The sequence below is a fragment of the Leifsonia sp. HAY1-4F genome (assembly GCF_056755275.1).
In genome coordinates, this window is sequence record NZ_JBNDHX010000678.1 from 1 (window position 1) to 206 (window position 206).

Consider the following 206-nt stretch of genomic DNA (forward strand, 5'->3'; position numbering starts at 1 on the left):
GGACGAGAACGGGCGAGTGCGGACGCGGTACCGGGACCAGCTGATCGTGCGCGCCGGCGTGCTGACGCCACTCGCCTGGTCCGTGCTGTGGGCGTTCTGGCAGTGGCGCGGGGTGCGCCTGCGCCGGCTCGCGCCCACCTGGGCCTACGATCCGGAGACAGATCCGGAACTGTCTCTTATACACATCTGACGCTGCCGACGACGGA

The 206-nt window shown here is 69.4% G+C and carries 1 pseudogene; it reads left to right on the forward strand.

Features of this window, described 5'->3' with window-relative positions:
• A pseudogene (locus ACPYOG_RS20940) lies at window positions 1-190 on the forward strand (hypothetical protein); the annotation flags it as partial.
• Window positions 191-206 lie beyond the last annotated feature (16 nt).